The organism is Thermoactinomyces mirandus, from assembly GCF_013868055.1.
GTDB classification, from domain to species: Bacteria; Bacillota; Bacilli; order Thermoactinomycetales; family Thermoactinomycetaceae; genus Thermoactinomyces; species Thermoactinomyces mirandus.
In genome coordinates this window covers 134,112-146,479 of record NZ_JACEOL010000009.1, presented here as the reverse complement: position 1 = coordinate 146,479, position 12,368 = coordinate 134,112, and the positions used below count along the sequence as shown (strand labels likewise).

Sequence of the window (12,368 nt, the reverse complement as noted above, 5' to 3'; positions counted from 1 at the left end):
TGGCAAGGGGGTTAGCTTTGCCTGGACAACAGCGGGCTCCAATCGGTTTTTTTCAGCAGAATCCCGGCGTATTTCTCCAGATTTGCCACATCTTCCTCATCGAAGCGTGCCTGTTTGGGGCTGTCTATATCCAGCACCCCGATAATTTGCCTGTTCACATACAGGGGGATCACCACTTCTGAACGGCTGTCCGCATCACAAGCGATATGCCCGGGAAAGGTTGTCACATCTTTTACCAGCAGTGTCCGTTTCTCCTTTACGGCAGTTCCGCATACCCCCTTGCTGACAGGAATGCGCACACAAGCCGGTTTGCCCATGAAGGGACCCAAAACAAGTTCTTCGTCTTTTAGCAGGTAAAAACCGGCCCAGTTAAGATCCGGCAGGGAGTGGATCAAATGGGAGGCGGTATTGGACAGGTTGGCCAGCCAGTCCGTTTCCCCTTCCAGCAAGCCGGATAACTGGTTTAACATCGTTTCGTAACCTGTTTTTTTGTCAGCCTGAATATGTTTAAACACAAACATGGAATACCCCCTTTTTGTTTATTATTTTAAAAATAGAATAATAATAAACAATAACGGTGAAAAAATTCTATTTTAAAGCATATTTTACATCTAATGAAGAATAAAGAAAAGAAAAAGTGCTTTCTTTGTAAAAATGATAAAATAAAAGCGTAATGGATGAATGAAATATAATCATCCTAAAAATAATATTGGTCATGGACATAAAAGGAGATGACGTTATGCGTGACTTGCGCGTTTCAAAACTGGCCAAAATATTGGTAGAGCATTCCTGCAACGTACAATCGGGAGAACGTGTCCTGATTGATGTGTTCGGAAAAGAGAGAGAACTGGCACGTGCTGTTGTGGCAGCGGTTTATGATGCGGGAGGGTATCCATATGTTCAGCTGAACGATCATTTCATCACCCGTGCTCTGCTCCTGGGAACCTCTGAGGCGCATATGGAGACCTGGACCCATCACGCCCTGGAGCAAATGAAGTCAATGGATTGTTACATCGGCATTCGCGGCAGCGACAATGTCAGCGAGTTAAGTGATATTCCGGAAGAAAAAATGAAATTATTCACCAGCGAGTTTAATCATCCCGTACATAGCGAACAACGGGTAAAGCATACAAAATGGGTTGTACTTCGCTATCCCAATCCATCCATGGCCCAGTTGGCAAACATGAGTACGGAAGCCTTTGAAGACTTTTATTTTCAGGTATGCAATGTGGATTACAAAAAAATGTCCAAAGCGATGGAACCGCTTGTAAAACGGATGGAACAGACGGATCAGGTGCGGATTGTCAGCCCGGGAACCGATCTTACTTTTTCTATTAAAGGAATTCCCGTTATAAAATGTGCCGGGGAAATGAATATTCCGGATGGAGAAGTATACACTGCCCCAGTGCGCGATTCGGTCAACGGAGTGATTACCTTCAATACCCCGTCGGTAAACCAGGGAGTCACCTTTGAAAAAATTTCCTTTGAACTGGAGAATGGAAAAATTGCCAAAGCAACGGCCAATCATACCGAACGCCTGAACCAGATTCTGGATACCGATGAGGGTGCCCGCTATATTGGCGAATTCAGCCTTGGCATCAATCCGTATATCAATCATCCCATGAAAGATACGCTGTTTGACGAAAAAATCAACGGAAGTTTCCACTTTACTCCGGGTCAGGCATATGAAAACGCTGATAATGGAAACCGGTCCTCCATCCACTGGGATCTGGTGCTGATCCAACGACCGGAATACGGTGGTGGAGAAATTTATTTTGACGGTGAATTGATTCGCAAAGACGGTCTCTTTGTGGTTGATGACCTGATTCCGCTTAATCCGGAAAACCTGAAGCAGAGCTGACAGGAGAAGATGGGGGAATTTGACATGTTTTTTTGGAAAAAACGAAAGAAAAGTGTGGAGGTGTTTGCCCCGCTTACCGGTCGGCTGCTGTCATTGGAAGAGGTGCCTGACCAGGTTTTTTCCCGGAAGATGATGGGGGAAGGCTTTGCCATTGATCCGGCACAGGGAGAAGTGCTGGCTCCGGTTGACGGCGAAGTGATTCATGTTTTCCCGACAAAGCATGCGATTGGCCTTAAAACTTCCGATGACATCGAACTGTTGATCCACATTGGTATCGATACGGTTGATTTAAACGGGGAAGGATTTGAGGTGTTCATCGGTGAGGGCGATACGGTCAAGATCGGGCAAAAATTGCTTCAATTTGATATGAACCGCATAAAAGAGCAAGGAAAATCTCTGATCACACCAGTTGTTTTTCCACAGTCTGCCGAATGGAAGATTGAGCTGAAGGCAAGCAAGGATTTGCATGCCGGAGAAAGCCTGGTAGCAACGGTAGGCAAAAAATAAGCTATTAATCAAGTCCTGTAAGGGCTTCCTTCTCATGAGCCAGATGAAAGGAAGCCTTTTCTTTTGAAAATATAAGGAGGGAACAGTTTATGGTGCATTTTCCGGAACAGAAAGTGATTCAGACACTTTTGGAGTTGCTGAGTATATAGAGTCCAGCCGGACATGCCGAACAGGCCATTCAATATGTGGATCGCCGTTTGAAGCAGGCCGGATTGCAGACGGTATTTGCCAATAAAGGGGGATTGCGTGTTGTGGTACCGGGTGAAGACCAAAGGCAGCACCGGTTTGTAACGGTTCACGTGGATACCCTGGGGGCGATGGTTAAGGAAATCAAGCCCAATGGACGCTTGAAACTGAGCAAAATCGGCGGATTTGGCTGGTTTTCCGTTGACGGGGTTTATTGTTATGTGGAGACAAGAAAAGGAGAGCTTATTCCTGGCACGATCCTGTCCTCTCATACTTCGGTTCATGTTTATGATAATGCGGAAACGCAGAAACGTTCGGATGAAACCATGGAAATCCGTCTTGATGCACGTGTCCGATCCTCCGATGAAGCAAAGGCTTTGGGAATATCAGTCGGTGATTTTGTATCCTTTGATCCCTGGATCATGAAGACGGAAACCGGTTTTATCAAAGCACGCCATCTTGATGACAAAGCCAGTGCGGCCGTCCTGATTGAATTGTTGGCAGCCATCAGAGAAATGAGTGTAGTCCTTCCATATACGACTCATTTTTATTTCAGCAATTTTGAAGAGGTTGGCTTCGGGGCAAATTCCAATATTCCCGCTCTTGTACGCGAATATGTGGCCGTTGATATAGGCGCGGTGGGTGAAGGGCAGGTAACGAATGAATACGGCGTTTCCATCTGCGCTAAAGATGGAACAGGGCCCTATCTTATGGCCTTACCAACCAATTGATCGGGCTGGCTGAAGAAAACGGCCTCAATTATCAGGTGGATATTTACCCGCATTATGCTTCTGATGCCAGCGCTGCCGTACGGGCCGGATATGATGTGAAGCACGCCCTGATTGGTCCAGGGGTGGACGCTTCCCATGCTTATGAGCGGACACACCGGGATGCATTGGAAAATACGTATCATTTGCTCTATTATTATCTGACTTCCAAAACCATGTAAAAAGATGGCGGAACTTCCGGTTTAATGGGACAGATTGCGAAAAACCGATTTATTTTTTATAGTTTTAATTATCACAATCATCCTGTTATTAAGTGTTGACAAGGAGTGGAAAAATTGGATTTGCAGACAGAACTGGATTTCATAATCAGTGAGGGAAATGATGAGGAAAAGCAGGTCTTGTCCCTTGCCGTTCAGGCGATTAAACAGAAAAGAGAGAGAAACAGTGCTTATATGTCGGGATTTTTGGGATTAAAGGGGAGTTTTGTCGGAGAAGATGAATATGAATTTTCCATTCCCATCACTCCTTTTATGATGAACGGGGCAGGGATGGTCCATGGAGGAATTACGGCCACTCTGGCAGATTCAGTGATGGGTTCGCTGATCTATAAACGGATGCCGGAAGATGCCAAAGGTGTGGTCACAGCTGATATGAACGTAAGGTATTTGGCTCCGGGCAGAGGCAAACAACTGATTTCACGAGCAAAACTGCTAAGAATGGGCAGCAGTCTCGCTTCGGCTTCGTGTGAGATCCGAAATGAGAAAAACCACCTGATTACTCACGCGACCGCTACATTTTTTATTATCAGGTGAAGAGTGAAACGGTCCTATTGGCAGGGACCGTTTCAGATGCAGGGATTTTTTTCCGGGCGTAAAGTCAGCGTCAGGAGCCGCAAGACAATTAACACCAAAATGTGCGGGACCGGCTTAAAATAACCGGGAAATAATCGGACAAGATAATGAATAGAACATCAATGAGAAAGAAGGATTGATGATGAAGGAATTGCTGGAAAGGCTTGTTGAAAAGCATCAATTCAAAACAAGGGAAGGAAAGTGCGCCGATTATATCCCCCTGTTGGCTGAACAGGACCCGTCACAGCTGGGAATTACCGTGGTTACACGGAACCGGGGAATTTACAAGGCGGGCCGGTTTCCGGAACGTTTTACGATGCAAAGCATATCCAAAGTGATTGCGTTAATCCTGGCAATTATGGATTGTGGTGAACGTAAGGTATTTTCCATGGTAGGAATGGAACCGACGGGAGATCCCTTCAACTCCATCTACAAAATGGAAATCTTCCAGACGCAAAAGCCTTTAAACCCTATGATTAACGCCGGGGCGTTGGTTGTGACTTCACTGATCAAGGGGCAAACTGTCGAAGAAAAAGTAGGCCGGATGATTCACCTGATTGAGGAAATGACCGGAAACATCAACATTAAAGTAAATGAGGATGTTTTCCGGTCCGAATATGAGACTTCGCATCGCAATCGTGCGTTGGCCCACTTTTTGAAGGAGTTGCATTTGATTGATCGGGTGGAAGAAACGCTGGAAGCCTATCTGCGCCAATGCGCCATTCAGATAACCTGTGAAGACCTGGCCAAAATCGGCCTCTGCCTTGCGCAATACGGAAAAACCTTCGACAACCGGATGGTTGTTCCGGCCTGTGTCTCTCGACTGGCCAAAACATTTATGGTAACATGTGGAATGTATAACGCATCCGGGGAATTTGCCATCAAAGTGGGAATTCCGGCAAAAAGCGGAGTATCGGGAGGGATCATGGCCTCTGTGCCGATGCGCATGGGGATCGGAGTGTTCGGGCCTGCCCTGGATCAAAAAGGGAACAGCATTGCAGGAACCGCTTTATTGGAGGATTTATCAAGGCAGTTGGATCTCAGTATCTTTTAATGATCTTATTCAGTATTTTACAAACAAAGGCGGATCATGGTAAACTAACATTAACGCATAATGGGCCGTTTCAAGCAAACCAATTGCGATTATGGCGGTCGATGGAGGGGTTTGCTTTGACCATGCCAGCACAGACCGAAATGAATTTTAAAGCATTGCAGTTGTTAAGAGAAGATGCAGATAAAATTGCTCAGCTCATTTCCGTTCAGCTGGACAATCTTACCTTGCCTAAATGTCCTTTATACGAGGAAGTTTTAGATACACAAATGTTTGGTTTATCAAGGGAAATTGATTTTGCCGTTCGTGCGGGGATGATTACCAGAGAGCAAGGTCAGCAAATCATGCACGATCTGGAACGGAAACTTGAAGATCTTTATTCAAAGGTTCTCTTGAAGTCTTTGGATGAGTAAGAGTTATATCAATAAATCCGTAGACTCCCTTTTTTGAAAAGGGGTCTTTTGTTTTTAGCAAGCTTTAGGAAAGGTCATCGTTGGAGACAATCCGGTTTTCCATAAAGGGAAACAGTCCGGTTGAATAAATGCAAGTGCCCATTTCCGGAGACGGCACAGTTTGCATTCGAATACATCCGCTTCGCCTCATTCAGGCTGGTCACCCAATAGCGAGGAGTGTTGTGTAACAGTTTGTCAAATATTTTGTCATATTTATGATCATATTAGGGAATAAATAATAGAAATGATGCCCGATGGGGGCAAAAATCTGCAGCAAGAATAAAGAAAACACGGAAAAATGTCAAATCTTATCAAAGCATCTGAACGATGATTTTGACAAATTTTTGGCAGGAAAACACTGTAAGAGATCGAAATAATTGAATATGCTTAATTATGTGAAAGGAGGGATAAAGATGCCCCCTATGCCAAAAGATACAGCGATATTTATTGACCTTGAAAATGTATATTACGGACTAAAAAAATATCATATCGACCCTGACCATCCGGATGAAACGCATAACCTGTTCTTGCGCCTGCAGGAACACTATGGCAGAGAATCAATTCGGCTTATGGAAGCTTATGCCGATTTTGAACAACTAGATTTGTCCATGATGAGTTTGCAGAAAAAACGTGTGCATATCCATCAGGTGTATGGTAACGGCCGTGATGGGAAAGAGCGGAAAAACGCAGCTGACATCCAGCTCTGCCTGGATGCGATGGAAGTTTTATATGAAATTCCTGAAATCAATACCTTTGTCATCGTAAGCGCAGACCAGGATATGATTCCGCTTTTGGATCGCCTGTGGTCCAGAGGGAAACGTGTGGAGCTGTTTTGCCTTTGTGATGAAAGCTTGTCCCGGACTGCGCAATTGCATGAATTCTGCGACCAAACACACAATCTGTTCGAATTTTTGAATATTAACGGGTTTCAGAACTTAACCAGCCTGGATCGTTTGATTCATAATGCTGTCGTGCAAATTTATGAATGGTATCATGATCCCAATAATATTGGCAAAAGTTATGGAAGTACATGGATTAAAAATGACTTTATGCGCAAATTCCATCTGGATGAAATTGAAGCAAACCAATTGTTTGCAAAGCTGTTAAAAGGGAAATTTATTATCCCCGTGGAAATTGAAATGGATGATAAGACGTATTATGGATATAAGGTGAACCTCAATCATTCCCAGGTTCAAACGATGGTGAAAATTGCCGGCTATAAAGTGAGTTAATCGCAAAGGAAAATATTATTTGAAATCCAGGTTATGATAAACTAAGCGAGAGGGGTATTTTTCTTTAGCGATGAGGGGGTGAAACCGTGGCTGAACAGAGGAATCAGGGAACTGTTCGGATTGCTGATGACGTGGTGGCAGTGATCGCAGGACTGGCTGCAGGTAAAACCAAGGGAATCTCCGGCATGTCAGGCGGGGTGGCAGAAGGTTTTGCCAAACGCGTGAGCGGCAAGAACGTGACACGGGGGGTCCATGTAGAAGTAGGGAACCTCGAAGCGGCGATTGATTTGAAGGTAATCGTGGAGTACGGTGAAAAGATTCATAATGTTTGCAGAGAGCTGCAACATAATGTCAAAGAAGCGGTTGAAACCATGACAGGCTTGTCTGTCGTGGAAGTAAATGTCAAGGTCGAAGGAGTAGCGTTGAAGGAATCCGCTGAGGAAAGCACAGAATCACAGCGTGTCCGTTGAAATAGAGGGTGACAGGCCATCACCCTCTTTTTGGTTTGTTCAGTCTCCAATACATAATTTCCGGCTTGGTGAATAAAGGTATAACAATTTCATAATATTCAGTCTTCAAAAACTTCAGGGAAAAGAGGGAGAAAGATGACTGCAATTAAAAACAGATTGAATCATCTTTTTCCGAAAATGAGAGAATGGAGAAGGCACTTCCATCAATTTCCGGAGTTGTCCTTTCAGGAACAAAAAACTGCGCAGATCGTTGCCGACCATTTGCGGCAGTTGCAGCTTGAGGTGCAAACGGGGGTAGGCGGACATGGAGTGACCGGCCTGCTCAAAGGGAAAAAACCGGGCGTAACCGTGGCCCTTCGCGCCGATATGGATGCACTGCCGATTCAGGACCAGAAGACCTGTGCCTATCGCTCAAAAGTGCCCGGTGTGATGCACGCCTGCGGGCATGATGGACACATGGCGATGATGATGGGGGTTGCCGAATTGCTGGCGGAATTTCGTGAACAGTTATCCGGCACTGTGCTGTTTATTTTCCAACCGGCTGAAGAATTGGTTCCGGGAGGAGCCAATGCCATGATTGAAGACGGAGTCCTGGAGGATGTCGATCTCATTTATGGTGTCCACTTGTGGACCCCCTTGCCATATGGGGTGATCGGTACCCGACCGGGTGAATTGATGGCTGCCGCCGATTCATTTGAAATCAGGATCAAGGGGCGTGGCGGCCATGGCGGTCTGCCGCACGAAGCTGTCGATGCGGTCCAGATCGCCGCCCAGCTTGTTGTCAATTTGCAATCGATCATCAGCCGGCAGATCGATCCCCTGGATTCCGGGGTTCTTACGGTGGGCACAATTCACGCCGGGCAAGCGTTTAACGTCATTGCCGAAAGTTGCCATTTGCAGGGAACTGTCAGAACATTCAAGGAAGAGGTACGCCGGCATATTCAATACCGGCTGGAGGAAATCACCAAAGCGACTTGCCGGATGTATGGTGCCAGCCATGAATGTCGTTATCAGCAGGGTTACCCCGCGCTTGCAAATGAAGAAAAAGCGGTTTCGCGGATCAGGGAGGCAGCCCGCAAAATAGTGGGAAAAAAGAACGTATGGGATATAAATCCTCTTATGGCCAGCGAAGACTTTAGCTATTATCTCCAGAAACGTCCCGGCGCCTTTTGTTTCGTTGGAGCCGGGAATAAAGAAAATTTTGGCTATCCTCATCATCATCCGCTGTTTGATTTTGACGAGCAGGCCATGAGGGTAGGGGCAGAATTGCTGATACGGCTGGTGCTTGCGGAGGCAGTACCATATGTTTGCTCTTCCTTGTTTTTCACGGAACTTCCTTCATAGGCGGGCACAGGATTCCCGTTTTATGGGCTGGCAGATATTGCGATTACATGCAATCAGTGTCAGGAATGAGAAGGCTCTCCCCGGCAAAAGATAGTGCATAAGGAGGGATTCTTGATGCATACCTTGCGCGATATTATGTCAACCAATGTTTACTCTGTCACTCCCCGGGACAATGTGTTTGAAGTAGCTGAAAGAATGCGCCAGGCAAATATCGGAATGGTGCCGGTTGTTGAAAACGGCCAGTTAGTCGGAGTTGTGACAGACCGTGACCTTGTTACGCGTGGAATTGCCAACAAGATGCCGAATTCCGGTTCTGTCAGTGACATTATGTCAACCGATCTGGTGTATGGCACTCCGGACATGTCGGTGGACGAAGCAGCCCGGTTAATGGCGCAGGCCCAGGTCCGCCGTTTGCCTGTTGTAGAAAATAACCGGATTGTCGGGGTCGTTTCCATAGGGGATTTGGCCGTTCGTCAACCTTATCAGGATGAAGCGGGTCAAGCCTTGAACAAGATTTCTGAAAAGCACAATCCAAATGCATCAAATGACCTCCAATAACTGTATCGGCCGCTAGTTATTTCTAGCGGCATTTTTCACGCCGTTGATTTGCCGAAATCCCTTGATGTTACTGTGAAAAGGGGTTACAATGAGTTTCAAATCGGGTAGGAGGTTACATAATGAATAAATCTTATATCATCCGCAGGGATGAACAAAACTCAATCCAGATGGGTGATGGCGTATATTTGACCTATTTGCGCAAGTCAGCAGATAAATACAGCGTGTTTGTCAAAATGCTCCCCGGTGGAGTATTTCCAGTGCATGAACATGCTGGAGGAGAAGAAATTTTTGTGGTTGATGGAGAAGTAAGTTACGGACAGGAAAAATTGTACCAGGGAGACTATTTCTACTGTTCCCGCGGATTGAGCCATTCCATAACTACTGATAAAGGTTGTTCGTTATTGATCAGTTCCGTCACTGAACTGGAAGCCAAAACATTTTCTGAACAAATTCAAAACAGAAAATGAGATTTGTCCATGCAACAGGTTTTCATAAAATTCGCTATTTGTAGACAGCACTCATTTCCAGTTATCAAGTAAAGGTTAAAGAAGCGGTTTTTTGAAAATGGCGGGGAATCGCCTGGAACTGCGCAGTTCTCACACAGACGGCTCTTCTTAAAATCGCTTTGCCATATTTTTAACGGTCTCGGGCATTCCATCAGGAATGCTTTTCTTGTGCATAAAGAAACGGGAAAGACCACACTCTAAGAAGAGATAAAAGATGGGGAAAGGAGAGAATCAGCATGAACGGAAATTCGGCAAACAATGAGAAAGAACAGGCAAAAGCCTATCAGAAATTGGCCAAAAAGCACCAGCCGCGACCCAAGGTGTTCATAAACTGTCTGAAAGCCTTTGTAGTTGGCGGAGCGATTTGCATGCTTGGCCAGGCACTCTCTTTAATGTATGTTCATTGGTTTGGCTTTAAGCCTGAAAAAGCAGGAGATCCGACGGTGGCTACATTGATTTTTCTGTCATGTCTTCTGACAGGCCTTGGGGTATATGATCGTTTTGGGCAATGGGCCGGTGCAGGAACGGCTGTGCCGGTAACCGGCTTTGCCAATTCAATAGCGTCAGCCGCTTTGGAACACAGGGCGGAAGGTTTTGTGCTGGGGGTAGGCGGCAAAATGTTTAAACTGGCAGGTTCCGTGATTGTGTTTGGAACCGTTGCCGCTTTTGCTGTGGGAATTATCCATATGCTCCTGCACTTAGTCAAATAATCCGGGGGAGATGAAATTGAAAGGTAAAAAATTACTTGGCCGGAGCACCTGGGGATTTTCGGAAGATGTATGCGTCCTTGCCAGTGCCGCAACTGCAGGGCCCATGGAAGGGAAAGGACAGTTAAAAGACCGTTATGACAAAATTTATCCGGACCTGTATATGGGTCAGGACACTTGGGAAAAAGCAGAGCGCAAGATGTTGGAAGACGCAGTACAAATTGCCATTCAGAAGGCAAACCTGACCCCGCAGCAGATTGATTTCTACCTGGCCGGGGATTTGCTCAACCAAAACATTTCTGCTTCCTTTTCCGCCAAAACCAATCAGATTCCTTTGCTGGGCGTTTATGGCGCCTGTTCTACTTCCATGCTTTCACTGTCCCTGGCGGCTGTTCTGGTGGATGGCGGATATGCCAATTATGCCGTTGCCGGTGTCAGCAGCCACAATTGTACTGCTGAAAAACAATACCGTTACCCGACCGAATACGGCGGGCAAAAACCGGACACCGCCCAATGGACCGTAACCGGTGCCGGGGCTTGTGTGCTTGGAAAAGGCGGTGGCGATATTGCGGTCAGGTACGCCACGATTGGCAAAGTTACCGATTTGGGAATAAAAAATCCGTTTGATATGGGATCGGCCATGGCTCCGGCTGCTGCCAAAACGATTCAAACCCATTTTGCAGATACCGGACGAACGGTGAAAGATTATGACCTCATCGTAACTGGAGACCTGGCGTCGGTCGGATTGCCGATAGCAAGAGAGCTGTTGGAAAATGAAGGTTATAACATGGGCCAGAAATTCAAGGATTGTGGTTTGCTGATCTATACCTCGGATCAGGAAACATTTGCCGGAGGGAGCGGTTGTGCCAGCAGTGCGATTGTCACATATGGCCATCTGCTGAAGGAAATGGAAGAAGGCCATTATGACCGTATTCTGGTGGTGGCGACGGGTGCTTTGCTCAGCCCGATATCTTACCAGCAGGGAGAAGCTATCCCCTGCATAGCGCACGCTGTTTCATTTGAAAAACGACAACAGAAGGGAGGATCTTGATGCGTAATCAACCGCCTGTTCCAGTATCCTATTTGGCGATCGGGGATTCCTTGACGGAAGGGATCGGGGCCAACAGCCCGGATCAGCATTTTGTAGCGCAATTTTTCCGTTATCTGCAACACTCTGAAAATTGCCATCTACGCAATTGGGGAATCTCGGGAATGACTTCATCCGAATTGCTTCATTTTGTGCAAAATCCGGCCTTGCAGCGCCTTTTCCCCCGACTGACCCACTTGACACTCACGACGGGAGGATGCGATTTTATCCGGCTTTATGATCAGGGTAAGCTTTCCTTAAAAGAGATATTGAAATCCACAAAAAAGGTTCAGGAAAACGTTCGTCGCATTTTTTCCCTGATTCGTGATAAAAACCCGGATTTGACCGTTTATCTGCTCGGTTTCTATATCCCTTTGCCCGCTTACGAACTGGGAATTGAACAGGCAAAGATTCTGGTACAGTCCCTTAACCGGCTTTATACCAGATTGTGCCGTACATTTGGTGTCCATTTGGTCAACCCGTATCACTGTTTCCTGAACCGAACCGAATATTTTTGCGACGAAGTCCATCCGAATCAGATGGGATATGACCAACTGGCGCAGTTGTTTATTCAGTCTGTTGAACAAAGTGAACCTTCCCGATCGGCATTATAAGGATCGATTCAGACTGCAGAAAAACATATCCAGGAAAGCGATTTTCAGGACTCCGTTCCCGCCTTGCAAGAAAGTAGTGCTTTCCCAGACTCTGTCGACAAACCCAACCATTTCCTGATTAGGGAAATGGTTTTTTACTTGACTCATTTCCTTTAAAGTTAAGGGTGGTTTTTTATTTATCAAAGTGATATCATAAAGATAATAAAATGATAAG

General features: G+C 46.0%; 14 protein-coding genes and 1 pseudogene. 14 read left to right on the top strand and 1 reads right to left on the bottom strand.

The genetic code is table 11. From position 1 onward, the window contains the following. Positions 1–11: 11 nt before the first annotated feature. Complete coding sequence (gene msrC, locus H2C83_RS03775; protein WP_181737897.1) at positions 12–521, bottom strand: free L-methionine (R)-S-oxide reductase MsrC; 510 nt, start codon at positions 519–521, stop codon at positions 12–14. A 218-nt stretch (positions 522–739) separates the two neighbouring features. On the opposite strand from msrC, the gene H2C83_RS03770 reads away from it, so the two are divergent. The 14 genes and pseudogenes from H2C83_RS03770 (at position 740) to H2C83_RS03705 (ending at position 12,154) form a co-directional block, all read left to right on the top strand. Beyond that, positions 740–1,861: an aminopeptidase gene (locus H2C83_RS03770; RefSeq protein WP_181737895.1), complete on the top strand. Its 1,122-nt coding sequence runs from the start codon at positions 740–742 to the stop codon at positions 1,859–1,861. A gap of 24 nt (positions 1,862–1,885) precedes the next feature. Next, complete coding sequence (locus tag H2C83_RS03765) at positions 1,886–2,368, top strand: PTS sugar transporter subunit IIA (RefSeq protein ID WP_181737893.1); 483 nt, start codon at positions 1,886–1,888, stop codon at positions 2,366–2,368. A gap of 89 nt (positions 2,369–2,457) precedes the next feature. Continuing rightward, positions 2,458–3,503 (top strand): annotated as a pseudogene (locus H2C83_RS03760) (M42 family metallopeptidase). A gap of 114 nt (positions 3,504–3,617) precedes the next feature. After that, positions 3,618–4,094: a PaaI family thioesterase gene (locus tag H2C83_RS03755; protein WP_246333715.1), complete on the top strand. Its 477-nt coding sequence runs from the start codon at positions 3,618–3,620 to the stop codon at positions 4,092–4,094. Positions 4,095–4,272: 178 nt separating this feature from the next. Continuing rightward, complete coding sequence (gene glsA / locus H2C83_RS03750; protein ID WP_220183981.1) at positions 4,273–5,187, top strand: glutaminase A; 915 nt, start codon at positions 4,273–4,275, stop codon at positions 5,185–5,187. A 101-nt stretch (positions 5,188–5,288) separates the two neighbouring features. Further along, a complete protein-coding gene (locus H2C83_RS03745) occupies positions 5,289–5,597 on the top strand; it encodes an Fpa/YlaN family protein (protein WP_246333714.1) in 309 nt (102 codons plus the stop codon). Between the two features lie 452 nt (positions 5,598–6,049). Beyond that, a complete protein-coding gene (locus H2C83_RS03740; protein WP_181737891.1) occupies positions 6,050–6,868 on the top strand; it encodes an NYN domain-containing protein in 819 nt (272 codons plus the stop codon). A gap of 86 nt (positions 6,869–6,954) precedes the next feature. Beyond that, positions 6,955–7,338, top strand: a complete 384-nt coding sequence (locus H2C83_RS03735; protein ID WP_181737889.1) for an Asp23/Gls24 family envelope stress response protein — start codon at positions 6,955–6,957, stop codon at positions 7,336–7,338. Positions 7,339–7,473: 135 nt separating this feature from the next. Beyond that, positions 7,474–8,682, top strand: a complete 1,209-nt coding sequence (locus H2C83_RS03730) for a M20 metallopeptidase family protein (RefSeq protein ID WP_181737887.1) — start codon at positions 7,474–7,476, stop codon at positions 8,680–8,682. Between the two features lie 114 nt (positions 8,683–8,796). Then, positions 8,797–9,240, top strand: coding sequence for a CBS domain-containing protein (locus tag H2C83_RS03725; protein ID WP_181737886.1), 444 nt, complete (start codon positions 8,797–8,799; stop codon positions 9,238–9,240). 119 nt (positions 9,241–9,359) lie between these two features. Further along, positions 9,360–9,707, top strand: a complete 348-nt coding sequence (locus H2C83_RS03720; protein WP_181737884.1) for a cupin domain-containing protein — start codon at positions 9,360–9,362, stop codon at positions 9,705–9,707. Between the two features lie 275 nt (positions 9,708–9,982). Then, a complete protein-coding gene (gene spoVAC / locus H2C83_RS03715; RefSeq protein ID WP_181737881.1) occupies positions 9,983–10,456 on the top strand; it encodes a stage V sporulation protein AC in 474 nt (157 codons plus the stop codon). A 16-nt stretch (positions 10,457–10,472) separates the two neighbouring features. Continuing rightward, complete coding sequence (spoVAD, locus tag H2C83_RS03710; RefSeq protein WP_246333713.1) at positions 10,473–11,504, top strand: stage V sporulation protein AD; 1,032 nt, start codon at positions 10,473–10,475, stop codon at positions 11,502–11,504. Then, a complete protein-coding gene (locus tag H2C83_RS03705; RefSeq protein WP_181737878.1) occupies positions 11,504–12,154 on the top strand; it encodes an SGNH/GDSL hydrolase family protein in 651 nt (216 codons plus the stop codon). Before spoVAD ends, H2C83_RS03705 begins: the two co-directional genes overlap by 1 nt. The last annotated feature ends 214 nt before the right edge of the window (positions 12,155–12,368 follow it).

Excerpts from the sequence above, each read along its gene's own strand:
- msrC (WP_181737897.1), bottom strand. The coding sequence starts at position 521 with ATGTTTGTGTTTAAACATATTCAGGCTGACAAAAAAACAGGTTACGAA.
- H2C83_RS03770 (WP_181737895.1), top strand. The coding sequence starts at position 740 with ATGCGTGACTTGCGCGTTTCAAAACTGGCCAAAATATTGGTAGAGCAT.
- H2C83_RS03765 (WP_181737893.1), top strand. The coding sequence starts at position 1,886 with ATGTTTTTTTGGAAAAAACGAAAGAAAAGTGTGGAGGTGTTTGCCCCG.
- glsA (WP_220183981.1), top strand. The coding sequence starts at position 4,273 with ATGATGAAGGAATTGCTGGAAAGGCTTGTTGAAAAGCATCAATTCAAA.
- H2C83_RS03745 (WP_246333714.1), top strand. The coding sequence starts at position 5,289 with ATGGAGGGGTTTGCTTTGACCATGCCAGCACAGACCGAAATGAATTTT.
- H2C83_RS03740 (WP_181737891.1), top strand. The coding sequence starts at position 6,050 with ATGCCCCCTATGCCAAAAGATACAGCGATATTTATTGACCTTGAAAAT.
- H2C83_RS03730 (WP_181737887.1), top strand. The coding sequence starts at position 7,474 with ATGACTGCAATTAAAAACAGATTGAATCATCTTTTTCCGAAAATGAGA.
- H2C83_RS03725 (WP_181737886.1), top strand. The coding sequence starts at position 8,797 with ATGCATACCTTGCGCGATATTATGTCAACCAATGTTTACTCTGTCACT.
- H2C83_RS03720 (WP_181737884.1), top strand. The coding sequence starts at position 9,360 with ATGAATAAATCTTATATCATCCGCAGGGATGAACAAAACTCAATCCAG.
- spoVAC (WP_181737881.1), top strand. The coding sequence starts at position 9,983 with ATGAACGGAAATTCGGCAAACAATGAGAAAGAACAGGCAAAAGCCTAT.
- H2C83_RS03705 (WP_181737878.1), top strand. The coding sequence starts at position 11,504 with ATGCGTAATCAACCGCCTGTTCCAGTATCCTATTTGGCGATCGGGGAT.